Source organism: Rhodanobacter thiooxydans (genome assembly GCF_021545845.1).
In the GTDB taxonomy this organism is placed as follows: Bacteria; Pseudomonadota; Gammaproteobacteria; order Xanthomonadales; family Rhodanobacteraceae; genus Rhodanobacter.
Genome location: NZ_CP088923.1, coordinates 50,232 through 72,993 on the forward strand (window position 1 = coordinate 50,232; position 22,762 = coordinate 72,993).

At 68.5% G+C, this 22,762-nt stretch carries 24 protein-coding genes; 17 read left to right on the plus strand and 7 right to left on the minus strand.

The genetic code is table 11. The features are described 5' to 3' along the window. Positions 1–362: 362 nt before the first annotated feature. On the minus strand, positions 363–1,250 hold the full coding sequence (gene phhA / locus LRK53_RS00200) for a phenylalanine 4-monooxygenase (RefSeq protein WP_235642431.1): 888 nt from the start codon (positions 1,248–1,250) through the stop codon (positions 363–365). A 143-nt stretch (positions 1,251–1,393) separates the two neighbouring features. Between phhA and LRK53_RS00205 the strand changes: the two genes are divergently transcribed. After that, entirely contained in the window at positions 1,394–1,870 is a 477-nt protein-coding gene (locus LRK53_RS00205; protein ID WP_027491525.1) for an Lrp/AsnC family transcriptional regulator, read from the plus strand. A gap of 3 nt (positions 1,871–1,873) precedes the next feature. Here the strand turns inward: LRK53_RS00205 and LRK53_RS00210 are convergent, their stop codons facing one another. Continuing rightward, positions 1,874–3,163, minus strand: coding sequence for an MFS transporter (locus LRK53_RS00210; RefSeq protein ID WP_235642432.1), 1,290 nt, complete (start codon positions 3,161–3,163; stop codon positions 1,874–1,876). An 84-nt stretch (positions 3,164–3,247) separates the two neighbouring features. On the opposite strand from LRK53_RS00210, the gene LRK53_RS00215 reads away from it, so the two are divergent. The 4 genes from LRK53_RS00215 to LRK53_RS00230 all read left to right on the plus strand — a co-directional run bounded on the left by LRK53_RS00215 (position 3,248) and on the right by LRK53_RS00230 (position 9,222). Continuing rightward, entirely contained in the window at positions 3,248–3,856 is a 609-nt protein-coding gene (locus LRK53_RS00215; protein WP_027491509.1) for a TetR/AcrR family transcriptional regulator, read from the plus strand. Positions 3,857–3,941: 85 nt separating this feature from the next. Further along, positions 3,942–4,748: a lysophospholipid acyltransferase family protein gene (locus LRK53_RS00220; protein ID WP_027491508.1), complete on the plus strand. Its 807-nt coding sequence runs from the start codon at positions 3,942–3,944 to the stop codon at positions 4,746–4,748. Next, a complete protein-coding gene (locus LRK53_RS00225; protein WP_027491507.1) occupies positions 4,745–5,764 on the plus strand; it encodes a YheT family hydrolase in 1,020 nt (339 codons plus the stop codon). The genes LRK53_RS00220 and LRK53_RS00225 overlap by 4 nt, the downstream gene beginning before the upstream one ends. A 74-nt stretch (positions 5,765–5,838) precedes the next feature. Beyond that, on the plus strand, positions 5,839–9,222 hold the full coding sequence (locus tag LRK53_RS00230) for a GH92 family glycosyl hydrolase (RefSeq protein ID WP_037088868.1): 3,384 nt from the start codon (positions 5,839–5,841) through the stop codon (positions 9,220–9,222). Positions 9,223–9,314: 92 nt separating this feature from the next. Here LRK53_RS00230 and LRK53_RS00235 read toward each other — a convergent pair whose 3' ends face one another. The 4 genes from LRK53_RS00235 to LRK53_RS00250 all read right to left on the minus strand — a co-directional run bounded on the left by LRK53_RS00235 (position 9,315) and on the right by LRK53_RS00250 (position 12,576). Next, complete coding sequence (locus LRK53_RS00235; RefSeq protein WP_235642433.1) at positions 9,315–9,926, minus strand: 2OG-Fe(II) oxygenase; 612 nt, start codon at positions 9,924–9,926, stop codon at positions 9,315–9,317. Positions 9,927–9,950: 24 nt separating this feature from the next. Continuing rightward, positions 9,951–10,169: a DUF3820 family protein gene (locus LRK53_RS00240; RefSeq protein WP_027491504.1), complete on the minus strand. Its 219-nt coding sequence runs from the start codon at positions 10,167–10,169 to the stop codon at positions 9,951–9,953. A gap of 26 nt (positions 10,170–10,195) precedes the next feature. Continuing rightward, a complete protein-coding gene (locus LRK53_RS00245) occupies positions 10,196–11,008 on the minus strand; it encodes a class I SAM-dependent methyltransferase (protein ID WP_027491503.1) in 813 nt (270 codons plus the stop codon). Positions 11,009–11,103: 95 nt separating this feature from the next. Beyond that, the gene (locus LRK53_RS00250; protein ID WP_027491502.1) at positions 11,104–12,576 is read right to left on the minus strand and encodes an AAA family ATPase; all 1,473 of its coding nucleotides are present in this window, start codon (positions 12,574–12,576) and stop codon (positions 11,104–11,106) included. A 101-nt stretch (positions 12,577–12,677) separates the two neighbouring features. Between LRK53_RS00250 and LRK53_RS00255 the strand changes: the two genes are divergently transcribed. The 9 genes from LRK53_RS00255 (at position 12,678) to LRK53_RS00295 (ending at position 18,920) form a co-directional block, all read left to right on the plus strand. Beyond that, positions 12,678–13,841 (plus strand): PQQ-dependent sugar dehydrogenase, encoded by a 1,164-nt coding sequence (locus LRK53_RS00255; RefSeq protein WP_235642434.1) that lies wholly within the window; start codon positions 12,678–12,680, stop codon positions 13,839–13,841. A gap of 65 nt (positions 13,842–13,906) precedes the next feature. Beyond that, positions 13,907–14,530 (plus strand): YbhB/YbcL family Raf kinase inhibitor-like protein, encoded by a 624-nt coding sequence (locus tag LRK53_RS00260; RefSeq protein WP_027491501.1) that lies wholly within the window; start codon positions 13,907–13,909, stop codon positions 14,528–14,530. 130 nt (positions 14,531–14,660) lie between these two features. Then, the gene (locus tag LRK53_RS00265) at positions 14,661–14,816 is read left to right on the plus strand and encodes a DUF1328 family protein (RefSeq protein ID WP_027491500.1); all 156 of its coding nucleotides are present in this window, start codon (positions 14,661–14,663) and stop codon (positions 14,814–14,816) included. 53 nt (positions 14,817–14,869) lie between these two features. Further along, entirely contained in the window at positions 14,870–15,232 is a 363-nt protein-coding gene (locus LRK53_RS00270) for an ElaB/YgaM/YqjD family protein (protein WP_027491499.1), read from the plus strand. 23 nt (positions 15,233–15,255) lie between these two features. Further along, the gene (locus LRK53_RS00275) at positions 15,256–15,726 is read left to right on the plus strand and encodes a hypothetical protein (protein ID WP_027491498.1); all 471 of its coding nucleotides are present in this window, start codon (positions 15,256–15,258) and stop codon (positions 15,724–15,726) included. Then, positions 15,723–16,046, plus strand: coding sequence for a hypothetical protein (locus tag LRK53_RS00280; protein WP_027491497.1), 324 nt, complete (start codon positions 15,723–15,725; stop codon positions 16,044–16,046). The genes LRK53_RS00275 and LRK53_RS00280 overlap by 4 nt, the downstream gene beginning before the upstream one ends. Continuing rightward, positions 16,043–17,206 (plus strand): AI-2E family transporter, encoded by a 1,164-nt coding sequence (locus tag LRK53_RS00285; protein ID WP_027491496.1) that lies wholly within the window; start codon positions 16,043–16,045, stop codon positions 17,204–17,206. Before LRK53_RS00280 ends, LRK53_RS00285 begins: the two co-directional genes overlap by 4 nt. Positions 17,207–17,262: 56 nt before the next feature. After that, on the plus strand, positions 17,263–18,624 hold the full coding sequence (locus tag LRK53_RS00290) for a M24 family metallopeptidase (protein WP_221174163.1): 1,362 nt from the start codon (positions 17,263–17,265) through the stop codon (positions 18,622–18,624). 50 nt (positions 18,625–18,674) lie between these two features. Then, positions 18,675–18,920 (plus strand): hypothetical protein, encoded by a 246-nt coding sequence (locus tag LRK53_RS00295; protein WP_027491494.1) that lies wholly within the window; start codon positions 18,675–18,677, stop codon positions 18,918–18,920. A gap of 42 nt (positions 18,921–18,962) precedes the next feature. Here the strand turns inward: LRK53_RS00295 and LRK53_RS00300 are convergent, their stop codons facing one another. Beyond that, a complete protein-coding gene (locus LRK53_RS00300; protein ID WP_027491493.1) occupies positions 18,963–19,760 on the minus strand; it encodes an undecaprenyl-diphosphate phosphatase in 798 nt (265 codons plus the stop codon). Between the two features lie 352 nt (positions 19,761–20,112). On the opposite strand from LRK53_RS00300, the gene LRK53_RS00305 reads away from it, so the two are divergent. The 3 genes from LRK53_RS00305 (at position 20,113) to LRK53_RS00315 (ending at position 22,732) form a co-directional block, all read left to right on the plus strand. Next, the gene (locus tag LRK53_RS00305) at positions 20,113–20,874 is read left to right on the plus strand and encodes a TorF family putative porin (RefSeq protein ID WP_027491492.1); all 762 of its coding nucleotides are present in this window, start codon (positions 20,113–20,115) and stop codon (positions 20,872–20,874) included. A 23-nt stretch (positions 20,875–20,897) separates the two neighbouring features. Further along, positions 20,898–21,236 (plus strand): P-II family nitrogen regulator, encoded by a 339-nt coding sequence (locus LRK53_RS00310; RefSeq protein ID WP_027491491.1) that lies wholly within the window; start codon positions 20,898–20,900, stop codon positions 21,234–21,236. 173 nt (positions 21,237–21,409) lie between these two features. Beyond that, a complete protein-coding gene (locus LRK53_RS00315; RefSeq protein ID WP_027491490.1) occupies positions 21,410–22,732 on the plus strand; it encodes an ammonium transporter in 1,323 nt (440 codons plus the stop codon). Positions 22,733–22,762 lie beyond the last annotated feature (30 nt).

Below are 22,762 nucleotides of genomic sequence, written 5' to 3' on the forward strand. Positions count from 1 at the left end.
AAAGCAGCTGATCGCGGCCGTACTGCAATGGCCATGGACTGCCCTGGTGCAGCGGGCGCCCTACGCAAGTGGGGCGTTTTGCTTTGGCATGCTGGAATCAGCAGCTTCCGCTCCAGGGAGATCATGTGGTCGAGCTGACTCGGGTGGCCGTGTGCTGCCATTCGGTCGCATTGCCCGCAAGCGGATCAGGTCCGCTTGCGACCCAGAGGCAAACATTGCCGGTGCTATCAGCGGCCCGCACCGGAGCCGAGTCGAGTCCCACTGAGTCCCGAGTCCAAAGTGGGGCTCAGCCGACCTCTGCAGTGAGTGTTGCGCCACAGATCTCGCCGAAAGAGCGAATGGTGCGACGGTTCGCCGAGAAGTCAGGTATCCGCGTTGGTCGCCCAGCCCACGCGGTCGCCGCGGGTGAACACGCGTTCGCCGTCGAGCACGTCGCCGGCGGCATGTGCGGGCTCGGCCTCGAGCTTCGCGTAGATCGGCGTGAAGTCGGGATGGGTGGCTTCGAACAGCTGCTCGAAGCTGTCGATCACGAAGTAGGTCTGTTGGTAAGTGTCAATGCGGTAGCGCGTGCTCATCACGCGCTCCAGGCCGAAACCGATACGATTCGGCGAGGGCGAATCGAGGCAGTAGATCGACTCGCCTTTGGAGCTGACGATGCCGGCGCCGTAGATGCGCATGCCTTCGCTGGTGTTGATCAGGCCGAACTCGACCGTGTACCAGTACAGCCGGGTCAGGTTCATCAGCGCGTCGGGGCCGAGCGCGAACGCCTTCATGCCGCCGCGGCCGTAAGCCTGCATGTAGTCGGCGAACACCGGGTTGAGCAGCAGCGGCACGTGGCCGAACATGTCGTGGAACAGGTCCGGCTCGCTCAGGTAGTCGAGCTGGTCGGGCTTCCTGATCCACCAGCTGACCGGGAAGCGGCGGTGGGCCAGGTGGTCGAAGAACACCTCGTCCGGCAGCAGGCCTTCTACCGCGACCAGCTCCCAGCCGGTGGCGGCGCCGAGCACCTTGTTCATGTCGGCGAACTTCGGGATACCGCCGTCGCCCAGGCCGAAGCGTTCCACGCCGTCGAGGAATTCCTGGCAGGCGCGGCCGGGCAGCAGCTCGCGCTGGCGCTTGAACAAGGTGTCCCATACCTCGTGGTCGGTCTGGCTGTAGCTGGCCCACGGCTGCTCGACCACGCCGGTGGCGTACACCGGCACGTAGCCGCGATCGGTCTGCTGGTGTTCGACTTTGCGGGGCGTGTCCATGGCGTGCTCCGGAGCGGGCGTGGGCTGATGCGGCAACAAGCTTACGGTGGTTCGCCCGCACGAAGATTGCTTTGTTGCTGAAGACAGGGCCGCTAGCGCATTATTATTGCGCATTTGCCAGTAACACTGAACGTATATTGCATATGACGACACTCGATCGCACCGATCTGCGTCTGCTCGCCGTGCTGCAGGGCGAAGGCCGCATCACCAATGCCGAGCTGGCCGAGCGGGTCAGCCTGTCGCCGTCGGCGTGCCTGCGCCGGCTGCAACGGCTGGAAGCGGACAGGATCATCACCGGCTACGCCGCGCAGATCGACCCGCAGGCGGTGGGGCTGGGCCTGCAGGCCTTCGTGCGGGTGCAACTGGTGAAGCACGAGAGCGCGGCGATCGAAGGCTTCGTCGAGCGCGTCAACGACTGGGACGAGGTGGTCGCCTGCCATGCGCTGACCGGCGACATGGATTACCTGCTGCATGTCTATGTGGCCGACCTGCAGGATTTCTCGCGCTTCCTGCTCGACCATCTGCTGAACGCCGCCGGCGTGGCCGACGTCAATTCCAGTTTCGTGCTGCGCACGGTGAAGCGCTCGCCGTCGTTGCCGCTGGGCCAGCTGGACCGTTGACGCTCAAGCGGCCTCGCCGGCCAGGGCCAGCGGCGCATCATCGTTGCGCCGGCGAATGCGCAGGGCGAGGAAGGCCGCCGCCACGCCGGTGGCGCCGGCGACCACGAACGGCATCAGATAGCTGCCCAGCTGCACGCGCAGCGCGCCGGCCATGAACGCGGCTGTGGCGGCACCCACCTGATGGCCGGCCACCACCCAGCCGAACACCACCGGCGCGTCGCGCTCGCCGAAGGCATCGGTGGTGAGGCGCAGCGTGGGCGGCACGGTGGCGATCCAGTCCAGTCCGTAGAACACGCCGAACAACGACAGGCTGTACAGCGAGAAATCGGAATACGGCAGATAGATCAGCGATAGACCGCGCAGGCCGTAATAGGCGAACAGCAGCTTGCGCGGGTCGACGCGGTCGGTGAGCCAGCCCGAGGCCGTGGTGCCGAACAGGTCGAAGATCCCCATCATCGCCAGCAGCCCGGCCGCACGTACCTCGGGAATGCCGTGGTCGCCGCACAGCGCGATGAAGTGCGTGCCGATCAGGCCGTTGGTGGTGAAGCCGCAGACGAAGAAGGTGGCGAACAGGTACCAGAACGCGCCGCGCCTGCTGGCGCGCCGCAGGGCGCCCAGGGTCAGCGCAAACAGATTGCCGCTCGTGGTGCCGGCATCGGCGGGCTCGTCCGGCCCGGCGCCGTAGCGGACCAGGCCGATGTCGGCCGGCCGCTCCGGCAGCAGCCATAGCACCAGCGGCAGCAGCGCGAGGCAGCAGGCGGCGATGGTCAGCACCACCGCGCGCCAGCCGGCGTACTCGGCGATGGCGGCCAGGCCCGGCAGGAAGATCAGCGTGCCGGTGGCGGTGCTGGCGGTCAGCAGGCCCATCACCAGGCCACGATGGCTGCTGAACCAGCGGCCGACCACGGTGGCGCCCAGCACCACCGCCACGCAGCCGGTGCCGGCGCCGGACAGCACGCCCCAGCTCAGCAGCAGCTGCCAGGGCCGGGTCATCGCGGCGCTGCCGGCGGCCGCCAGCGCCATCACGGACAGCGCGATGAGCAGCACGCGGCGGATGCCGAAGCGCTGCATCAATGCTGCGGCGAACGGACCCATCAGGCCGTACAGCAGGATGCCGACCGCCGCGGCGGTCGAGATGCTGTCCCGGCTCCAGCCGAAGGCACGGCCCAGCGGCAGCATCAGCACGCCCGGCGTGCCGCGCATGCCGGCCGAGACGAGCAGGGCGAGGAACACCACCGCAAGCACCACGAACGCGTAGTTTTGGCCGAACGGCCGTGAGCGCTGTATAGTCATGTTACCGATCGGTACGGATGGGAGGCGCAGCGTATGTACCGCTCGGTAACATTGTCAACCGGTCATGCTCAATCAGGTCAGGCCATGTCCCGCCGTTCCAGAACCAGGGAAGCTCCCCCCGCCGAAGCGCCGCGCCGCGCGGCCGACCGTATCCGGGACACCGCTTTCGAGCTGTTCTACCGCAAGGGCATCCGTGCCATCGGGGTGGAGGAGATCGTCAACCGTGCCGGCGTCACCAAGCCCAGCCTGTACCGCGCCTTCGAATCGAAGGACGAGCTGGCGGCGGCCTACCTGCGCGACTACGACCAGCGTTTCCGCCAGCGTTTCGAGGAATTGGCGGTGAGCCACCCCGGCGACCCTCGCGGCCAGCTGCTGGCCTATCTGGAGGGTCTCGCGTCGCGCGCCAGCGGCGTCGGCTACCGCGGCTGCGGATTGACCAACGCGGTGATCGAATATCCCGACCCCGCGCATCCGGCGCACCAGGTCGCGGTGGACAGCAAGCGTGCACTGCGCGAGCGCCTGCGACACCTGAGCGAGGCGATCGGCGCGCGCGATCCGGCGGCGCTGGCCGACGGGTTGCTGCTGCTGATCGAGGGCAGTTACGTTTCCGGCCAGACCTTCGGTGACGGTGGCCCGGCGCGCATCCTGGCGCGCGCCGCGGGCTGCCTGATCGACGCCAGCCGCGAAGGCTGAAGCGCGCCGGCCGCGTCACCCGCTGCGACGGTGCGCGCACGTACTGCCGAAGCGGGGCGTCATTGACGCTAAACTTGCCGGACTGATGAGCACCGATACCGATACCGATACCGTTCCCGAACGCGATCCCTTGCGTCCGCTGCGTTATGTATGGCGGGTGCCGCTGGTGCTGCTGCACATCGTGCTTGGCGTTGCGGTGTGCGCGTTGGTCCTCAGCTGGAACCAGCAGGCAGTGATGAAGGACGGCCGCGAGCCGTTCGCGCACCGCATGATCCGCTGGTGGTCGGTCAGGCTGTTGCGCATCTTTGGCCTGCGCTCGGTGCGTTTCGGCGAGGCGCAGCGCGATCCGGTGCTGTTCGTCGCCAACCACACCTCGTGGATCGACATCGTGATGCTGCACAGCCAGCGCGCGGTCTGCTTCGTGGCCAAGGCGGAGATCGCCGGCTGGCCGCTGGTCGGCTGGCTGGCCAGGAGCGGCGGCACCATCTTCCATCGCCGCGGCAACAACCATTCGCTGTCCGCGGTGATGCAGGTGATGGTCGAGCGGCTGCGCGAGGGCCGTTCAGTGGCGGTATTCCCGGAAGGCGGTACCGGCTACAACGGCGTGCTGAAGGTCTTCCATGCACGCATCTTCCAGGCCGCGCTGGATGCCACGGTGCCGGTGCAGCCGGTGGCGCTGCGTTTCGCCCGCGACGGCCGCCGGGTGATCGATGCCGGCTTCCGCGAGGACGAGAATTTCATGCAAAACATCGTGCGCATGCTGGGCGAGGCACCGCTGGACGCCGAGGTGCATTTCCTGGCGCCGGTACCGGCCACCCCGGATGCGCGCCGGCGCATGGCCGAGCTGGCGCGCGAGCGCATCGCCGCCGCACTGGAAGACTGCCCCGGATGAGCCTGCTGCACGGAAAGGATTTCCGACCTCCCTGGCCGCTGCGCAGCGGCCACATCCAGACCATGCTGTCCTCCAGCGGGGTGCGTCGCCTGCTGCTGCCGCGCGCGGCAAAGACCGTACTGCAGGGCGCCGAGTCAGTGGTGGTCGACGGTGGCAGCGGTGTGCGCCTCACCGGCGCCTACACCGCACAGAAAACGCAGCCGCAGTCGCGCGGCCTGGCCGTGCTGTTCCACGGCTGGGAAGGCAGCGTCGATTCCACCTATGTGCTGCAGACCGGCAGTCGCCTGCTTGCCGACGGCTGGGACATCTTCCGGCTGAATTTCCGCGACCACGGCGACAGCTACGGGCTCAACGAGGCGCTGTTCCACTCCTGCCGCCTCGACGAGGTGGTGCACGCCCTGGGCGACATCGCCGCGCGCTGGCCGGCGCGGCCGATGGCGCTGGCCGGCTTCTCGCTGGGCGGCAACTTCGCGCTGCGTGCGGCGATGCAAACCTCGCGGGTGGGCATTCCGCTCAGCTACGCGCTGGCGGTGTGTCCGATCATCGACCCCGGCGAAGGCCTGTTCTCGCTAGAGGAAACCGCGCCGTGGTTCTACCAGGCGTACTTCATGCGCAAGTGGCGGCACTCGCTGCTGGCCAAGCAGAAGGCGTTCCCGCAGCACCGGTACTTCGAGATGTCCGAACTGAAACAGCACCTGCGCGGGCTGACCGAATCGCTGGTGCTGCGGCATACCGACTTCAAGTCGTTGCAACAGTATCTGGACGGCTATTCGGTGGCCGGCGACAGCATGCAGGCGCTGCAGATTCCCGCCACCATCCTCACCGCCAGGGATGACCCGGTGATTCCCATCGCCGGCTTCGAAAGGCTCGAGTTGCCAGCCAACGTCGAGCTGGACATTGCGCCCTACGGCGGCCACTGCGGCTTCATCCGCGACTGGGGCATGACCAGCTACACCGACGACTACATCGCCATGCGCTTCAATGCGGTGGCGGACGCGGCCGGGCCGGCGGGCTGAATATCGGTACGATCGCCTGGAGAGCGGGTGCCACGGACGAATGCGCACCGTCATCGCGGGTACCGGGGGCGGACATGGTCGGATCAGGACGGAAGGCATGGCGGGTCGCATCCGGCGGGCTGCGTCGAGGTATCTGGCTGGCCTGCCTGCTGCCGTGCCTTGCAGCTGGCGCCACCGACACCAGCTTCCTGCGTTCGTTCGAAAGCGGCGAACCGGCGCCGGCGCCGCCGCTGGCGGGCGCCGCGTTCACGGTCGAGGTGGCCGGCGGCCCCGGTCAGGCGGCGGCATTGACGGCCAAGCCGGGCGTCGGTTTCAGCGGACAGCGTTCGCTGCACTACCGCGGCAGCAGCGGCGGGCGGCAACAGGCGGAGCTGTACGCGGTGAACCTGCCGGTGCAACCGGATACGCAGCTGTCGTACCTGATCTTCCCGCAGTCGAACGCGGGCGACCTGCGCAACCCGGCCGACTACGTGGCGGCGGACCTGTTGTTCGACGACGGCAGCCGGCTGTCCACCCGCGGCGCACGCGACCAGCATCGCATCGGCGCCGCGGCGCGTGCGCAGGGCGAGGGCCGTACGCTGTATCCGGACCAGTGGAACCAGCTTTCGATCGACGTGGGCGCGGTTGCCGCCGGGCGCACGATCAAGCGCATCGTGCTGATGCACGACGGCGCGGCCGCGCGCTTCGAGGGCTACCTGGACGACCTGCGCATCGGCGCCGCACCCGCCGATACGCGCCGGCACCCCAGCGAGTTCGTCGACACCCGCCGCGGCAGCAACTCCAACGCCCGCTTCTCGCGCGGCAACACCTTTCCCGCGGTGGCCGTGCCGCACGGCTTCAACTTCTGGACGCCGGTGACCGACGCCGGCTCCGACTGGATGTATCAGTACCAGCAGCGCAACGGCGCCGACAACCGCCCGCGGCTGGAGGCGTTCGCGCTGTCGCACGAGCCGAGCCCATGGATGGGTGACCGGCAGACCTTCCAGCTGATGCCGGCCGCGATGGCCCATGGCGCGCCCAGCGCGAACCGCGCGGCGCGCGCGCTGAGCTTCAGCCATGCGAACGAGACCGCGCACGCGCACACCTACCGCGTGGCGTTCGACGACGGCATCGTCGCCGAGCTCGCGCCGACCGACCATGCCGCGATGTTCCGCTTCACCTTCGCGGGCGATCGCTCGCAGCTGGTGTTCGACAACCGCGACGACCGCGGCGGCATCGTGCTGGACCCGGCGACGCGCAGCTTCAGTGGCTGGTCCGACGTGAAGAGCCGGCTCTCCGCCGGCGCCACCCGGCTGTTCTTCTACGGCACGCTCGACCAGCCGGTCAGCGAGAGCGGGCGCCTGGGCGGCGAAGGGCGCGACCACGTCGCCGCCTGGTTCGGCTTCGACACGACGAAGACGAAAGTGCTGAACCTGCGCATCGCCACTTCGCTGATCAGCCTGGAGCAGGCGCAGCACAACCTGGCGCTGGAGATCGCGCCGGGCGAGAGCTTCGACGACGTGCGCGGGCGCGCGCAGCAGCAATGGGATGCACAGCTCGGCATCGTCAGCGTGGATGGCGCCAGCGCCGACGAACGGACCACGCTGTACTCCAACCTCTATCGCCTGTTCCTGTATCCGAACGAGGCCTACGAGAACACCGGCAGCGCGACGCAACCGCGTTATCGGTATGCCAGCCCGTTCTCCGCACCGACCGGCCAGGACACGCCGACCCACACCGGCGCGCGGATCGTCGACGGCAAACCCTACGTCAACAACGGTTTCTGGGACACCTACCGCACCGCGTGGCCGGCCTACGTGCTGCTCACGCCCGCGAAAGCCGGCGAGATGATCGACGGCTTCGTGCAGCAGTACCGCGACGGCGGCTGGATCGCGCGCTGGTCGTCGCCCGGCTACGCCGACCTGATGGTCGGCACCAGCGCCGACGTGGCGTTCGCCGACGCGTGGTTGAAGGGCGTGCGCCATTTCGACGTGCGCGCGTTCTACCAGTCCGCCCTGAAGGACGCCACGGTGGTCAGCCCGCTCGCCGGCACCGGCCGCAAGGGGCTGCAGCGCTCGATCTTCAACGGCTACACCGACACCGGCGTGGACGAGGGACTGTCGTGGTCGATGGACGGCTATATCAACGACTTCGCGATCGGCAACCTCGCCGCCGCGCTGGCGCAGCAACCGGCCGCGGACGACCCGTATGCCAAGCACTACGCCGACGACGCGGCGTACTTCCGTCAACGCGCGCTGGGCTACGCCAACCTGTTCGACCCCGCCGTCGGCTTCTTCGTCGGCCGCGACGCCGCGGGCCGGTGGCGTCACGACGCGCAGGATTTCGACCCGCTGCGCTGGGGCGGCGACTACACCGAGACCGACGCCTGGAACATGGCCTTCCACGCGCCGCAGGACGGCGTCGGGCTCGCCGCGCTGTACGGTGGTCGCGCCGCGCTGGCGGCGAAGCTCGACGCGTTGTTCGCCACGCCGGGCGAGTTCCACGTCGGCAGCTACGGCGAACCGATCCACGAGATGCTGGAGGCGCGCGACGTGCGCATGGGCCAGTACGGCCACAGCAACCAGCCTTCGCACCACATCATCTACATGTACGACTTCGCCGGACAGCCGTGGAAGGCGCAGGACAAGCTGCGCGACGTGCTGAGCCGCCTCTACGTCGGCAGCGAGATCGGCCAGGGCTACCCGGGCGACGAGGACAACGGCGAGATGTCCGCCTGGTACCTGTTCGGCGCCGCCGGTTTCTACCCGCTGCGCATGGGCACGCCGGAGTACGTGATCGGCGCGCCTTACTTCCCGCACATGGACATCGCGCTGGAGAACGGCAAGCACTTGGTGATCGACGCGCCGGCAGTCAGCGACGTCAACCGCTACGTGCAGGGCCTGCACGTCAACGGCCAGCCGTGGAACCGGCTGACCCTGCCGCATACGTTGCTGGCGCAGGGCGCCACGCTGCAGTTCGCGATGGGGCCAAGGCCTTCGCGCTGGGCCAGCGGCGAAGATGCCGCGCCGCCATCGCTCACGGCTGCGGGCCTGCCGCAGCCGTGGCGCAATCTGCTCGACCAGCGGCTGGGCCGCACCCACGCCGCGCCCGCCACGGCGGGGCTGCCGCTGCTGTTCAACCACGACTCCGGCGCCGAAGTGATGCTGCCCGGTGTAGCGACCACGATCGACTGGCGCTTCGCGCGGCCGCTGCGGGTGAGCATGCTCACGCTGACCGCCGGCAGCACGCTCGCGGCGCCGTCGGGCTGGCAGTTGCAGGGCTCCGCCGATGGACAGCACTGGTCCACCCTCGATACACGCCGTGACGAACGCTTCGCCTGGCCGCAGCAGACCCGGGCTTTCGCCGTGCGCGAACCGGGCGAGTACGCGTACTACCGGCTGCGCCTGGATCCATCGACGGATGGCGCCAGGCAAGCCCTCGTTGAAATCGAACTGCTCGGCGCCGCACCCAACCCGTAGGAGCCCGCTCGCGGGCGATGCTCCCGCTTTTGCGAATCCCGAATCCCGAATCCCGAATCCCGGCTCCAAAAGCATCGCCCGCGAGCGGGCTCCTACGCGATCCGCCCGGCGCTGCGCTGGCGCATCCAGCAGGCGATGCTCAGGCGGTCGCGCGTGGCCGGCAGCACCTCGTGCTCGAACTGCGCGGAGAGGAACAGCAGCAGCGTGCCGGCGCGCGGGAGGATGTCGCGGTGCGTGCCGTCGCCCAGGTACAGCTGCAGCGCGCCGCCATCGGCTTCCTGCCAGCCCTCGTTGAGGTAGAACACCGCCGAGAGCACCCGCGCGTCGTCGTCGCGCAGGCGGTCGAGATGCCGCGCGTAGCGCGCGCCGGGCACATACACCGCGTAGTGCGCCTCGCTTTCCACCAGACCCAGCATCAGCTCGCGGTTGAGTGTGCAGCGCAACGCGTCGGTGCGGGCGAGGAACGCCTGTTGCGGCCCGCTCGGCGCGGCGGGGTCGAACCACTGCGTGCGGTCGCCGCGCAACTCCGTGGCCGTGTGCGCTGCACCTACCCGCGCCGGCGCCAGCCGCTGCGCCGCATACAGCGCAGTACACTCGTCGGCCAGCGCACGAGTCTGCGCCGCCGTCAGCAGGTCGTTCAGCACGCACCAGCCCTCGCCAGCCAGGGCGTCGGCGGCAGTGCGGAACAGGCTGGCATCATCCATGCGCGCAGTGTAACCGGCGGGGTTTCAGGAAGGCCGCTGGCGCAGCGGCTCCAGCAGCCGGGACAAGCCGTTGTGGTCGATCTCCAGCATCAGCGACAGCAGCCGGCCCAGCTCGCCGCTCGGAAAGCCCTTGCGCGCGAACCAGGCGAGATACGCGCCGGGCAGGTCGGCGAGCAGCCGCCCCTGGTACTTGCCGTACGGCATGTGCACCGTCACCAGTTTTTTCAGGTCCTGCGCTTCCATCGATGCCTACTTTGCGAACGGCTGCCTCACGGCTTCACGAACTTCAACGTCATCCGGTCCGACTCGCCGATCGCCTTCATCTGCGCATGCTCGTTGTCAGGCCCGGACAGATCCGGCGGCAGGCGGTGCACGTTGATGTCTTCCGGGTCGTTCGGGTTGGCATTAATCTGCGACACGCCAGCCACGCGAAAACCGGTCTTGAGGGCCAGCGCGATCAGGTAATCCTCGGGGAGGCGGTGCAATGCCCCGGCGCTTTCCACGCCATCGGCGAACGGTTTGGCGCGGTGTTCGGTCACGCCGAACACGCCGCCGGGCCTGAGCACGTTGAATGCAGCCTTGAACACCGCATCGAGCGTTGCCGGGCTGTGGTTGAGCCAGTCGTGCGTGTTGCGGAAGGTGAGCACCATGTCGGCGGAGTGGTCAGCGCCCAGCTTCACCTGATCCGGCGGGGCGAACGGAACGATTTTTGCGATGTGTCCGTACACCGCCGGGTCGGCCTTGAGCTTGGCGGTGAACTTCGCCGCTGATGGTGGCGCCGCTTCGATCAGGTGGCCGTGCGCGTGGAGGAACGGCGCGAGGATTTCGGTGTACCAGCCACCGCCGGGTGCCAGTTCGATCACCGTCATGTCGGGCTTGATGCCGAAGAACTGCAGGGTCTCGAGCGGATGCCGATATTGGTCGCGGGCCCGGTTCGCGTCGGAACGCCAGTGGCCGTTCACCGCCTGCTGCAGTGCCGCGGTGGTGCGGTCAGGCGCGGTGGCAGAAGTGGCGCTGGCGGCGACAGGGAGCAGCAGTGCCGCGAGCAGCGGGATGAGCAGCTTGCAGGTATGACGAAACATGATTCGACCCTCCTGACGATGCGCGCTCAAGACTACGCCGAAACCGGGCGCCGGACGGAACCGCGCCGGCGTTGCGCAGCGCGGCTCGGGGTCGTTCAATCTGCCGCCACGCAGCGCCCCTGCGCCCACGCGCGCAGCGCGTCTACCTGTTCGCGCATCAGCACCGACAACGGGCGCGTCTGCTGCAGCGCGTGGAGCAAGGTGGCCTGGTCGGGCGGCGTGCCGTTGCCGGCGGCGTCATACAGCGCGCTGACGATGGTTTGCTCGATCTCGGCGCCGGAGCAGCCGTCGCTGGCGGCGGCGAGGGTGGCCAGGTCGAAGCCGGCGGGGTCGAGCTTGCGCCGTTTCAGGTGCATGCCGAAGATCTCGGCGCGCACGGATTCCTTCGGCAGGTCGACGAAGAAGATTTCGTCGAAGCGGCCCTTGCGCAGCAGCTCGGCAGGCAGTTCGTTGACGGCATTGGCGGTGGCCACGACGAACACCTTGGCCTTGCGTTCGGCCATCCAGGTCAGCAGATAGCCGAGCACGCGGCGCGACACGCCACCGTCTTCGCCGCCGCCGGCCAGGCCCTTCTCGATCTCGTCGATCCACAGCACGCACGGCGCCAGCAGCTCGGTGCTGGCCAGCGCCTCGCGCAGGTTCTTCTCGGTCTCGCCCTGGTACTTGTCGTACAGCGTGCCGAAATCCAGCCGCACCAGCGGCACGCCGAAGCCGCCGGCGATCGCCTTCGCGGCGAGGCTCTTGCCGCAGCCCTGCACGCCAAGCAGCAGCACGCCCCTGGGCGGGTCGAGCACGGGATCGGGCGTGGCGGCGAGGAACACCGCGCGGCGCCGCTGCACCCACTTGCGCACGCGGGCCACGCCGGCGATGTCGGCGAAGCTGGCGGTGGCGTATTCGTAGTGCAGCAGGCCGGAGCGGTTGAGCAGCTCGAACTTGGACTGCATCAGCACCGGCAGGTCGTTCGGGCCGAGCGCGCCATCGGCGTAGATCAGCTTGCGCACGATGCGCCGCGCATCCGGTGCGGACAGCCCGAGCAGGTTGCGCACGATGGTGCGCGCGGCATCGTTGTCCACCTCGATACGGCAGTTCTGCTCGCGCTGCCAGGCGGCCGCCTCGCCGCGCAGGATGCCGGCCAGTTCCTTGAGGTCAGGCAGCGCCAGCGGCACGCGCAGCGACAGCGCCTCCAGCTCGCGGGGCAGTTCGACCTTGGCGCCGACCAGCACGATGGTGTGCGCGGCCGAGCGCTGGCGCTGCACGATCTCGCGCAACTGGCGCAGGCTCATCGCGTAGCCGAGCAGGCCGTGGAAATCGAACATCAGGTAGATGCCGCGCTGGTCCTGGGCGCGGATCGCCTCCAGCGTGGCGGTGGCGTCGGGCGCCACGCTGCCGGCGGCGGCGAAGTCCAGCCGCTGCAGGCCGTCGGTCAGGGTCCAGCGCCACAGCGGGTGCAGCGCCTGCGCGATCACGTGGCGGAAGCACTCGATCACTCGCTGCTCGTCCACCGTCTCGATCACCAGCAGCGGCGTGGCCGCACGGACCAGGGTGGTGAGGTCGTCCAGTTCGCTCATGCGTTCCCCCGAAAGGCCGCAGTTTAGCGGGCGGCAGGGTTTCTGGCTCCATCCACTCCGGTATACGCTGCGCCTTCCCTCTCGATCACGGGGCCATCGCCATGCGCCTGCTGCTGCCGTTGCTGCTGGGCCTGTCGTCGCTGCCGGCGCTGGCCGCGCCGCCGCCGTTGGATCGACTGACCCTGCCCAGGGGCTTCCACATCGCGCTGTACTCCGACCAGGTGCCGGACGCACGCGAGCTTGCGCTGGGGGCGAAGGGCACGGTGTTCGTCGGTTCCAACGATGCCGGCAAGGTCTACGCGCTCACCGACAACAACGGCGACGGCGTCGCCGACCAGGTGCGGGTGGTCGCCAGCGGCCTGCAGCTGCCGGTGGGCGTGGCGTTCAAGGGTGGCGACCTGTACGTCTCGGCGGTGAGCTGCATCGTCGTGCTGCGCGACATCGAGAACCACCTGGACGATCCGCCGAAGCCGGCCGTGGTCACCGACCAGCTGCCCAGCGAAACCCACCACGGCTGGAAGTTCATCGCGTTCGGCCCGGACGGCAAGCTGTACGTGCCGATCGGCGCACCGTGCAACATCTGCGACCCGGCGCCGGCGCACGGCAAGCTGATCCGCATGAACGCCGACGGCAGCGACTGGCAGGACGTGGCCCGCGGCATCCGCAACTCGGTCGGCTTCGATTGGCAGCCAGGCACGAAGCGCCTGTGGTTCACCGACAACGGCCGTGACCTGATGGGCGACGACATGCCCAGCGACGAGTTGAACGAGATCACCGGCCCCGACCAGCACTTTGGCTACCCGTACTGCCACCAGGGCGACACGCTTGACCCCGAGTTCGGCAAGGGTCGCCGCTGCAAGGATTACGTGCCGCCGGTGCTGAAGCTAGGCGCGCACGTGGGCGCGCTGGGCATGCGCTTCTATGAAGGCCAACAGTTCCCGGCCAGCTACCGCGGCGCGATCATCGTGGCCGAACACGGCTCGTGGAACCGCACGAAGAAATCCGGCTACCGGGTGATGACGGTGCGCCTGAACGGCAGCAAGGTGGTGGCGTACGAGCCGCTGATCACCGGCTTCGAACAGAACGAAAGCGCCTGGGGCCGCCCGGTCGACGTGCAGCCACTGCCCGACGGCAGCGTGCTGGTCAGCGACGACCTGGCCGGGGCGGTGTATCGGGTGACGTATGGAAGCCGGGATTCGGGAGACGGGATTCGGGATTCGCAAGAGCGCCCGCGCGCGAGCGTAGATGCCCCCGCAAGCCCATGAGGGTAGGCTTGTCGTAGCGCGTTTTTCCGTATCCCGAATCCCGCCTCCCGAATCCCGGAGCTCTTATGCACCTGCACAGCGACTACTTCGCCAACGGCCAGCCAATTCCCGCCGAGTTCGCCTTCGGCAAGCGCGGCGATCCGGTCGCGCTGTCGGGCAACCGCAGCCCGCAGCTGGCGTGGAAGGGCGCGCCGGCCGCCACGCGTTCGTTCGTGCTCACCTGCATCGACCCCGACGTGCCCAGCCGCGGCGACGACGTGAACCAGCCCGGTCGCAGCGTGCCGGCCGACTTGCCGCGAGTGGAGTTCGTGCACTGGCTGATGGCGAACATCCCTGCCGAGTGCGGCGAGTTGGCCGCGGGCAGCTGCAGCGACGGCGTCACCGCGCATGGCAAGCGCGCGCCGTTCGGGCCGCCGGGCAGTGTGCAGGGCATCAACGACTACACCGGCTGGTTCGCCGGCGACGCTGACATGGGCGGCGATTATCTCGGCTACGACGGCCCGTGCCCGCCGTGGAACGACGCGCTGCTGCACCATTACCACTTCAAGCTCCACGCGCTCGACACGGCTGCGCTGCCGCTGCACCACGGCTTCACGTTGGCCGAGTTGCGCGCGGCAATGGCCGGCCACGTGCTGGCCGAGGCGGAGCTGGTCGGTACCTACAGCCTGAACCCGGCGCTGGCCGGCTGAACCCGCGTAGCGCAAACGTCGGCAGCGCGTGCACGGCGCTGCCGGCACCCTTCACACCCGCATGGCGCAGGCTGTGGGTGAATGGCCGCAACGGCGGTTCCCCGCCACCATTCCCCCCGAGGACGCCCCCATGCTTCACTACGCCCTGGTTTTCCTGGTCATCGCAATCATCGCCGCCGTGCTCGGCTTTGGCGGCATTGCAGGTGCCGCGGCCGGGATCGCGAAAGTCCTGTTCATCATCTTCCTCATCCTGGCGATCATCGCGTTCTTCCGCCGCACCAGTTGAGTGCGACCATCGAACCGCGACTGTGCCACCATGAGTCTTCTCCGGAGCATGCCATGAACGAGCAAATCCAGCCCCCCGGGCCGGCCGCCGGTGACCGCATCGACCAGCGCGCCGAGCGCATCAAGCAGGCCACGTCCGAAGCAGTGGCGGCCACCAAGGACAAGGTCGAGCGCGCCGCCGACCGCGTCGAGGAAGGCCTGCACCATGCCACCGACAAGGCCGCCGGCGCCGCCCACAAGGCCAGCGACAAGGCGGCCCAGGTCGGCGAGCGCGGCCGCGAGGTCTACGACGAGACGAGGGACCGCGCCGACGCCTGGCTGGAGCAGGTGCGCGACTACGTGCGCGAGAAGCCGGTGCAATCGGTCGCCATCGCGCTGGGCGCCGGCTGGCTGCTCGGCCGCATCCTGCGGCGTTGACCCACGCGGCACGGGGGCCGGGGATGCACGACGAGGAAGGTGAGTCGCCCCGTGCAGCGCCGTCGCCGGAGCCGTCGCCGCCACCGTCCGGGCTGCTTGACGAGCTCGGCCGGTTCGGCCGCGCGGCGAGGCAGCTGTTCGGCGCCCAGGCGCAACTGCTGGCGGCGGAACTGGGGTTGGCACGCAGCGCCGTGTCATGGCTGTTGCTGGCCGGCTTGGCCGCCACCGTCGCCGGCGTCGGGCTGGGCCTGACCCTGCTCGGCCTGGCCGGCGTGCTGCTGGCAACGTGGTTCGATTCGTGGATCTGGGCGCTGCTGCTGCTGGCGCTGCTGCAGGTGCTGTTCCTGTTCGGCGCGATCGCGCTGTTCCGCCGCTGCATGCACTGGATGAGTCTGCCGGCCACACGCAGCGAGTGGGGTGCGATGATGCGCGCGGGCCTGCAGCCGGCGGAGCCCACCGCCGAGCAGGATCGCCGCGCGGAGGATCGGGCATGAGCCTGTTCAGGCAGATGGCAAAGGTGCAGGCGGCGCAGCGACGCGTGCATGCGGCGCGCCATGCCCTGGCCCCGCCGGCGGCGGCGCTGCTGGGCCGCGGCCGCGAGCATCCGTTGACCATGGTGGGCACTGCGGCCGGCGCCGGCTTCGTGCTGGGCAGCCTCAACGTGCATCCGCTGCGGGTGCCGGGGCTGGGTGCTCTGCTCGGCGACCGCCTGGCCGAAGTGGCCGCCCACGCGGTGCGGCTGGTTGCGGAACTGGCAGCGGTGGCGCCGGTCGCCGCGGCCGCGGCGCATGCGGCGGACGACGAGCCGGCATGAGCGAATCCGCACCGGTACTCCCGCCGGCGCCCGGCGACGTCGTCGCCACGCCGCCGGCGCCACCGGCGACTGGCACGGCGTTGCACCCGGAGCCGCCACGGCTGGCCGCCGCGCGCGCCACGCGCCGCCACCTGCGTGCGCTGCGCGTGGTGCTGAACACACTGCTGCTGCTGGCGCTGCTGTACACCATCACGCTGAGCAAGGCGCTGTTGATCCCGCTGGTGCTGGCCGCGTTCATCGGGCTGGCGCTGAACCCGATCGTGGCCTTCGGCACGCGCCTGCATCTGCCGCGCTGGCTCACCGCCAGCGTGTTGATGCTTGGCCTGATCGTCGGCATCGGCAGTGGCGTGGGCCTGCTGGCGCAGCCGGCGGTCGGCTGGTTCCACGACGCGCCGGCGGCGATCAAGAGCTTCGTGCCGAAACTGCGCAGCTTCACCCGGCCGCTCGAAGCAGCCAACCGCGCCACCCAGACCCTGGTCAGCGGCAGCACCCGTGCGCCTGCGCCGCAGGCCACGCCGATCTCGATCAGCGCCTGGGACGTGGTTGCCACCACGCCGAAGGTGCTCGCCGCGGTGCTCGGCGTGCTGCTGCTGGTGTTCTTCTTCCTGATCTACGGCGACTCGATGCTGCGCCGGCTGGTGGAGATCACCCCCGGCTTCACCTACAAGCGGCACGCGGTGAGCATCGTGCGCGGCATCCAGAGCGAGGTGTCGCGCTACCTGCTCACCGCGCTGCTGATCAACGCCAGCCTCGGCGCGGTCACCGCCGGCATGCTGTGGCTGTACAAGGTGCCCGACCCGCTGCTGTGGGGCGCGGTGGCGATGTTCGCCAACTTCATTCCCTACGTCGGCGCGATCGTCACCACCTCGCTGCTGGCGGTGGTGTGCATGCTCTACGCCAGCGACGCCAGCCTGGAAGTGTTCCTGCCGGTGTTGACCTTCGCCGGCATCACCGCGGTGGAAGGCAACCTGATCACGCCGCTGATCCAGGGCGCCAGCATGCGGCTGTCGCCCATCGCCATCCTGCTGTGGCTGCTGCTGTGGGGCTGGCTGTGGGGCATCCCCGGCGCGCTGCTGGCGGTGCCGATGCTGACCTGCACTAAGCTGATCTGCGAGCGCGTGCGCGGCTGGGAGTGGTTCGCGCACATCGTGCAGCGTTGAGCGTCCGCAAGCGGCGTAACCTCACCACGATGTGGCTTCGTCGTCGCGGAAGAGCCGTGCAGTTGCCGCCGGGATGGTCCGAATCGCTGCCACGAGCAGCTGCATACAGGGGAGCAATGATGGAAACCAGCAACACGATCCACCTTGGCCGGCGGCGCTTCCTGCAGGCCTCGGCCATGGGTGCGGCGGCCTTGTCGACGAGCCTGCTGGCGGGCGAGGCCGTGGCCCGACAGGGCACCGGCTGCGCCAGCTTGCCGCCTTCGATCATGGCGCTGCAGCCGGTACAGTCGCAGATCGTCCCCATCACCGACGCCGAACGCCGGGCCCGCCTGAACCGGGCGCAGCAGTTCATGGCCGAAAACAAGATGGATGCCATCTTCATGGATGGCGGTGCCTCGCTGAACTATTTCACCGGCATGCACTGGTTCACCAGTGAGCGGACCATGGGCATGCTGCTGCCCAGGTCGGGGGATCCGATCTACATCACACCTGCATTCGAACTGAGCCGCGCGCTGGAGCAGATCAAGTTCGGCCATGACGTGCGTGCCTGGCAGGAGCACGAAAGTCCCTACGAGAAGATCGCGCAGATCATGGCCGAGCTGCACGCGTCCACCGGAACGCTGGGCATCGAAGATCAGGTACCGTTTTCCCGCGCCACCAACATCGGCAATGCGATGCCGCACGTGCGGCTCGTGTCCGCCATGCCGGTTACCGCCGGCTGCCGTTCGATCAAGAGTCCGGCCGAGCTGGCCCAGATGCAGGTCGCCAACAACGCGACGCTGGCGGTGTACCACGCCGTGTGGAAGGCGCTCGAACCCGGCATGACGCAGCAACAGGTGCTGGACTGGATCGGTGCCGCCTACGGACGTCAGGGACTGGCAGGCGAGGCGATCGTCAATGTCGGAAAATACTCCGCCCAGCCGCACGGTTCGATCGCTCCGCAGAAAATCGTCGAAGGCACGGTAGTGCTTATCGACGAGGGCTGTTTCGTGGAGGGCTATCAGAGCGACATCACCCGTACCTTCGTCCTGGGCAAGGCCTCCGACAAGATGAAGAAGGTATTCGGCATCGTGCAGAAGGCGCAGCAGGCGGCGCTGAAGGCGGCGCATCCGGGTGCCACGATGGAGTCGGTGGATGCCGCCGCCCGCAAGGTGATTGTCGACGGTGGCTACGGACCGGACTACAAATATTTCGCGCACCGCCTCGGTCACGGCATCGGCATGGACATGCACGAGTGGTACTACCTGGTACGCGGCAACAAGCGAAAGATCCTGGCAAACATGACCTTCAGCGATGAACCGGGTATCTACATTCCCGGCGAGTTCGGCGTGCGGCTCGAGGACATCATGTATGTCACCGATGACGGTGCGCGCTGGTTCACGCCACAGAGCCCGTCCATCGAGCAGCCTTTTGGCTAGGCGTTCCGCCGGACGATTCCATTGATCAAGACCGGACCCAGGTACTGCGCATGCTGGCCGCGTGCCTGCTGGAGAAGGACATGCCGGAACCGGTGATGACCGACGTCCGCTCCACCGGCAAGCCGGTGTGGATCGTCTACCTGCGGAAGCAGCAGCTGTCGGCGCGCGTGCAGGCCTTCATCGAATGGGTGCGCGAGCTGTTCGAGCACACCAGCCAGCCGGGCCAGCACATGGCCGGTGCGCCGAAGGCCGCGTCGAAACCGCTGCATGGGAAGGCGTTGGTCGAAGCCGCGTAGGCGCTGCATCCAGCAACGGCCGCACCTCCGGCCGCGGCGGGTTCAGGCACCGGCCGGCACCAGCAACAGCAGCGCCACGCCGAGCGCGATGCGGTAGACCGCGAACGGGGTGAAGGTGTGGCTGCGGATGTAGCCGAGCAGCCACTTCACCGCGATGAAGGCGACGATCGCCGAGACCACGAAGCCGACCACCAGCGCGGTCCAGTCCTCGTGCGCGGCGCCGCCGTCCTTCGCCACCTTCAGCAGCTCGTAGCCGGTGGCCGCGTACATCGTGGGGATGCCGACCAGGAACGCGAACTCGGTGGCCGCCGCGCGGTTGCTGGTGCCGAACAGCATCGCCGCGAAGATCGTCGCGGCCGAGCGCGAGGTGCCGGGGAAGATGCCGGCGGCCATCTGCGCAATGCCGACCAGGATCGCCACCTTCCACGTCACCGCGCTGCGCTCGGGCTGGCGCGCGGCCAGCCGCTCGGCGGCGATCATCCACAGGCCGCCGATCACCAGCGCCCAGGCCACCGGGGTCACCGTCTCCGGCAGCTTGAAGCCCAGCTTCACCGCGACGAAGCCAAGTACCGCGGTGATCAGGAACGCCACCGTGAGCTTCAGCAGGTAGTCGCGGTTGGCCGCGTCGCGCCACTGCGTCAGCAACTGCCAGATACGCCTCCAGTAGATCAGCGTGACCGCCAGGATTGCGCCGGCCTGGATGCCGATGTTGAACAGGTCCGAGCGCGCGCCCAGGCCGAACTTCTCGGCGATCAGCAGGTGGCCGGTCGAGGAGATCGGCAGGAATTCGGTGATGCCTTCGATGATGCCGAGCAGGATGACATGGAGCAGGTCGGTCACGGGTGGGTCCGTTGGCGGGCGGGGGTGGGACGCCGTCGAGCGGATCGCCGGCGTGAAACGCCATAGCTTACGGGCTTTGCCCTCGCGCCAGATGGCTGCAGGCTGAGCGACCGGTCGGAACGCGCACGCACTGCAACAGTGCAAACCGGCCGCGCCGACGGGTGCGGATGGTGCTAACGCCGGTGCGGGGCGTTCGCGCACGGCGTCGCCAACGCCGTCACGGCAACGGTTTGCGCCCGTGGCACGCGGCTTGCTGAGCATGACAAGCCATGCAAACGCATGGCCGTGTCGCGGTGGCTCATGGACGTCTGGACGGCCATTCGCGCGACGTCATCAGCGGAGGGCGCGGTCCATGCAGCGAAGCTGGTTGTACATGGTGGTCGTCGCGCCGTGCTGTGCCGCTTCCGGCCACGCATCGGCGCAAGTCGGCGAGGTGCCGGCCAGCCGGTGGGTGGTCAGCGCCGGCATGGTCAGCGACTACCTGTTCCGCGGCCTGTCGCAGACCGATCGCCAGCCTGCCGTGCAGGCCGGCGTCGAGTTTGATCATGCCAGCGGCTGGTACGTGGGCGGCTGGGGCAGCAATGTCAGCTGGCTGTCCGATGCCTCGACGTCCGCCGCACTGATTTCAAGCAGCGTGGAGCTCGACCTCTACGGCGGCTGGCGCGGCAGCTTCGGCAGCGACTGGAGCGGGGACGTTGGCGTGTACCGCTACCAGTACCCCGGCAGTTATCCGGCGCGCTTCACCCTGCCGAATACCACCGAGGGCTATGTCGCGCTGGCCTGGAAAAGCGTGTCGCTGAAGTACTCATACGCGTTTACCGACCTGTTCGGCTACGCCGGCAGCCAGCACAGCGGCTACCTGGACCTGTCGTGGAACCAGCCGTTCGCGCCGGGCTGGCTGCTCAACGCGCATGTCGGACACCAGCACGTAAGGAACGTGCGCGGCGCCTCGTTCAGCGACTGGAAGCTGGGCGTGACCCGGAACTTCGGCAGCGGTTGGTCGGTGGCACTGGGTTACTGCGACACCAACGCGAACGCGTCGATCTACACCAATGCGCGCGGCCACTATCTGGGCCGCGCTACCGCGCTGCTGAGCGTGGCCAGGTCGTTCTGAAAGACATACACCCGGAGCCATCCATGAAAATGATCACCAGCGTCATCCGTCCGTACAAGCTCGACGAGGTCCGCGACGCGCTGGCGCATGCCGGCGTGTCGGGCATCACGGTGACGGAGGTGCGCGGCTTCGGTCGCCAGAAGGGCCACACCGAGCTGTATCGAGGAGCCGAGTACGTGGTCGATTTCCTGCCCAAGCTCAAGGTCGAGGTGGTGGTGCCCGACGAGCTGCTCGACGCGGCGCTGGAGGAAATCCAGCGCGCCGCGCGCACCGGCAACGTCGGTGACGGCAAGGTTTTCGTCACCGGCGTGGAGCAGGTGCTCCGCATCCGCACCGGCGAGCTCGACGCCGATGCGCTTTGACCCACTTCCGTCATTCGCGCGCAAGCGGAGATCCCGTGTCTTTGGTCGTTTGCCGAGCATATGAAGGCGCTGGATGACCAGCTTCGCTGTTGATAAAGCGCCTCCCGCTTTCGCGGGGATGACGACCTTTAGCAAGCGTCATCCCCTCTGACCCGCATCCTGTGAGGTTTTCCATGAAACAGTTCAGGTTCCACCGTGGTGTCGGCGCGAGCTTGGCGTTGGCCCTGACCGCGCCGCTGCTGCACGCCGCCACGCCCGCGCCCGTGGTCGACAAGGGCGACGTGGCGTGGATGCTCACCTCCACCCTGCTGGTGCTGCTGATGACGGTGCCGGGGCTGGCGCTGTTCTACGGCGGCCTGGTACGTGCGAAGAACGTGCTGTCGGTGCTGATGCAGGTGCTGACGGTGTTCTCGCTGCTGCTGCTGCTGTGGGTGGTGTACGGCTACAGTCTCGCCTTCAGCGGCGGCGGCGCGGTGATCGGCAATTTCCACAAGCTGTTCCTGCACGGTGTGACCAAAGACACGCTGGCGGCCACGTTCAGCGCCGGCGTGGCGCTGCCGGAGTACGTGTTCGTGGCGTTCCAGGCCACCTTCGCCGGCATCACCGGGGCGCTGATCGTGGGCGCGCTCGCCGAGCGCATGCGTTTTCGCGCGGTGCTGCTGTTCACGGCGATCTGGTTCACCTTCGCCTACCTGCCGATCGCGCACATGGTGTGGGCGGGGCCGAGCGGCTTCCTGTTCGCCCGGGGCGCGCTGGATTTCGCCGGCGGCACCGTGGTGCACATCAACGCCGGCGTGGCCGGCCTGGTCGGCGCCTGGCTGGTCGGGCCGCGGCTGGGCTTCGGCCGCGAGCCGATGAAGCCGCACAACGTGACGTTCACCATGGTCGGCGCGGCGCTGCTGTGGGTGGGTTGGTTCGGCTTCAACGCCGGCTCCAATCTGGAGGCGAACGCGGGCGCGGGGCTGGCCTTCATCAACACTCTGCTGGCGGCGGCAGCGGCAGTGCTGACGTGGCTGGCGGTGGAGGCGGCGATGCGCGGCCACGCGTCGATGGTGGGTGGCGCCTCCGGCGCGGTGGCTGGCCTGGTCGGCATCACCCCGGCCTGCGGCACGGTGGGGCCGATGGGCGCGATCGTGATCGGCGCAATGGCCAGTTTGTGCTGCGTGTGGGGCGTGACCCGGCTGAAGAAGCTGCTGCGCGCGGACGATGCGCTGGACGTGTTCGGCGTGCACGGCGTCGGCGGCATCGTGGGCGCGTTGCTGACCGGCGTGTTCACCGCGCCGGGGCTGGGCGGCACCGGTGCGACGAACTATTCGGTGATCCGCCAACTCGGCGTGCAGGCGCTGGGCGTGGGTATCACCGTGCTGTGGAGCGGCGTGGTTTCGGTGCTGGGCTATCTGGTCGTCAAGCTGGTGTTCGGCCTGCGCGTACCCTACGAGGCCGAGCGCGAGGGGCTGGACATTACCTCGCACGGCGAAAGCGCCTACGATGGCTGAGCGGGGCATCGGGCAGCGGGATCGGATGAG

Coding starts and splice junctions, on each gene's coding strand:
- LRK53_RS00205 (WP_027491525.1), top strand. CDS start 1,394: ATGACGACACTCGATCGCACCGATCTGCGTCTGCTCGCCGTGCTGCAG.
- LRK53_RS00255 (WP_235642434.1), top strand. CDS start 12,678: ATGCGCCTGCTGCTGCCGTTGCTGCTGGGCCTGTCGTCGCTGCCGGCG.
- LRK53_RS00240 (WP_027491504.1), bottom strand. CDS start 10,169: ATGGAAGCGCAGGACCTGAAAAAACTGGTGACGGTGCACATGCCGTAC.
- LRK53_RS00265 (WP_027491500.1), top strand. CDS start 14,661: ATGCTTCACTACGCCCTGGTTTTCCTGGTCATCGCAATCATCGCCGCC.
- LRK53_RS00260 (WP_027491501.1), top strand. CDS start 13,907: ATGCACCTGCACAGCGACTACTTCGCCAACGGCCAGCCAATTCCCGCC.
- LRK53_RS00210 (WP_235642432.1), bottom strand. CDS start 3,163: ATGACTATACAGCGCTCACGGCCGTTCGGCCAAAACTACGCGTTCGTG.
- LRK53_RS00310 (WP_027491491.1), top strand. CDS start 20,898: ATGAAAATGATCACCAGCGTCATCCGTCCGTACAAGCTCGACGAGGTC.
- LRK53_RS00270 (WP_027491499.1), top strand. CDS start 14,870: ATGAACGAGCAAATCCAGCCCCCCGGGCCGGCCGCCGGTGACCGCATC.
- LRK53_RS00280 (WP_027491497.1), top strand. CDS start 15,723: ATGAGCCTGTTCAGGCAGATGGCAAAGGTGCAGGCGGCGCAGCGACGC.
- LRK53_RS00285 (WP_027491496.1), top strand. CDS start 16,043: ATGAGCGAATCCGCACCGGTACTCCCGCCGGCGCCCGGCGACGTCGTC.
- LRK53_RS00250 (WP_027491502.1), bottom strand. CDS start 12,576: ATGAGCGAACTGGACGACCTCACCACCCTGGTCCGTGCGGCCACGCCG.
- phhA (WP_235642431.1), bottom strand. CDS start 1,250: ATGGACACGCCCCGCAAAGTCGAACACCAGCAGACCGATCGCGGCTAC.
- LRK53_RS00225 (WP_027491507.1), top strand. CDS start 4,745: ATGAGCCTGCTGCACGGAAAGGATTTCCGACCTCCCTGGCCGCTGCGC.
- LRK53_RS00245 (WP_027491503.1), bottom strand. CDS start 11,008: ATGTTTCGTCATACCTGCAAGCTGCTCATCCCGCTGCTCGCGGCACTG.
- LRK53_RS00220 (WP_027491508.1), top strand. CDS start 3,942: ATGAGCACCGATACCGATACCGATACCGTTCCCGAACGCGATCCCTTG.
- LRK53_RS00275 (WP_027491498.1), top strand. CDS start 15,256: ATGCACGACGAGGAAGGTGAGTCGCCCCGTGCAGCGCCGTCGCCGGAG.
- LRK53_RS00235 (WP_235642433.1), bottom strand. CDS start 9,926: ATGGATGATGCCAGCCTGTTCCGCACTGCCGCCGACGCCCTGGCTGGC.
- LRK53_RS00305 (WP_027491492.1), top strand. CDS start 20,113: ATGCAGCGAAGCTGGTTGTACATGGTGGTCGTCGCGCCGTGCTGTGCC.
- LRK53_RS00315 (WP_027491490.1), top strand. CDS start 21,410: ATGAAACAGTTCAGGTTCCACCGTGGTGTCGGCGCGAGCTTGGCGTTG.
- LRK53_RS00230 (WP_037088868.1), top strand. CDS start 5,839: ATGGTCGGATCAGGACGGAAGGCATGGCGGGTCGCATCCGGCGGGCTG.
- LRK53_RS00215 (WP_027491509.1), top strand. CDS start 3,248: ATGTCCCGCCGTTCCAGAACCAGGGAAGCTCCCCCCGCCGAAGCGCCG.
- LRK53_RS00295 (WP_027491494.1), top strand. CDS start 18,675: ATGCTGGCCGCGTGCCTGCTGGAGAAGGACATGCCGGAACCGGTGATG.